We start from the raw sequence: 1,457 nt of genomic DNA, 5'->3' as shown, positions 1-1,457 counted from the left end.
CTGCAGGAGGTCGGTACCGCCACGGTCATGCCCCTGGGCGCGCCCATCGGCAGCAACAAGGGGCTGCGTACCCGCGACAGCATCGCCATCATCATCGAACAGGCCATCGTGCCGGTGGTGGTGGACGCCGGCCTGGGGGCTCCGTCCCACGCCGCCGAGGCCATGGAACTGGGCGCCGATGCGGTGCTGGTCAACACCGCCCTGGCCGTGACCCCCGATCCGGCGGCCATGGCCCGCGCCTTCCGCCTCGGCGTGGAAGCCGGCCGCCTGGCCTATCGGGCGGGCCTGCCGGCGGTACAGCAGCGGGCCGAGGCCTCCAGCCCCCTGACCGGCTTTTTGAGGGACGACGCATGAGCTTTTCGGACCTGTTTCGCAACTATGAGAGGGCGGACATCGCCCGTCGGCTGGCGGCCTGCCGAGCCGCCGACGTGGAGCGGGCCCTGGCCGCCGAGCACCTGAGCGAGGCCGATTTTCTGGCCCTGCTGTCGCCGGCCGCCGGGACCTGTCTGGAAGAACTGGCGCAGCGTTCCCACCGCCTGACCCGGCAGCGCTTCGGCAACACCATCCAGCTCTATGCACCCCTGTACATCTCCAACGAGTGCGGCAACGGCTGCCGCTATTGCGGCTTCAATGCCGCCAACCGCATCGCCCGGCGTACCCTGAGTCTGGACGAGGTGGAAAACGAGGCGCGCATTCTGCACCAGCGGGGTTTCCGGCATCTGCTGCTGCTCACCGGGGAGGCGGCCGGCGCGGTGGACAACGATCTGCTGGCGGCTGCGGTGCGGCGGGTACGGCCCTGGTTCAGCTCCATCGGCCTGGAGGTCTATCCCATGGATGAAGCCGGCTACCGGCAGCTGGCGGCCGCCGGGGTGGACAGCCTGACGGTATACCAGGAAACCTACGACCGCGCCCTGTACGACGATCTGCATCCCTTTGGGCCGAAGAAGGATTTCGACTGGCGGCTGGGCACTCCGGACCGGGCCGGGGCGGCGGGGCTGCGCAGCATCGGCATCGGTGCCCTGCTGGGGCTCAGCGACTGGCGGGTGGAGGGGTTTTTCGTCGGGCTGCATGCCCGGCATCTGGCCCGCACCTGGTGGCGCAGCCGGGTGAACGTGTCCTTTCCGCGCCTCCGCCCGGCGGACGGGGGCTTCGCGCCCCTGGCGCCGGTCTCCGACGCCGCCCTGGTGCAGCTGCTGTGCGCCCTGCGGTTGCTGCTGCCCGATTCCGGGCTGACCCTGTCGACCCGGGAAAGCGCCCGGCTGCGGGACCACCTGCTGCCCTTGGGCATCACCCAGCTCAGCGCCGGCTCCTGCACCGCGCCGGGGGGCTACGGCCACGCCTGCGAGGGCGGCGCCCAGTTTGCCATCGACGACGATCGCGACGCCGACCAGATCTGCGCCATGCTGCAGGCTCAGGGCTATGACCCGGTCTGGAAGGACTGGGACCGGGCGTTTCTG

The 1,457-nt window shown here is 70.6% G+C and carries 1 protein-coding gene and 1 pseudogene; both read left to right on the top strand.

The features are described 5' to 3' along the window. A pseudogene (locus tag JQN68_RS03700) lies at positions 1-354 on the top strand (thiazole synthase); the annotation flags it as partial. Beyond that, a partial coding sequence (thiH, locus tag JQN68_RS03695) for a 2-iminoacetate synthase ThiH (RefSeq protein ID WP_225073922.1) occupies positions 351-1,457 on the top strand: 1,107 nt, incomplete at its 3' end. The pseudogene JQN68_RS03700 and the gene thiH, both read left to right, overlap by 4 nt.

This window comes from Desulfuromonas sp. CSMB_57, from assembly GCF_020194955.2.
In the GTDB taxonomy this organism is placed as follows: Bacteria; Desulfobacterota; Desulfuromonadia; order Desulfuromonadales; family Syntrophotaleaceae; genus JAFCIY02.
The sequence above is the reverse complement of the archived record's forward strand: the minus strand, read 5'-3'. Positions and strand labels throughout refer to the sequence as shown.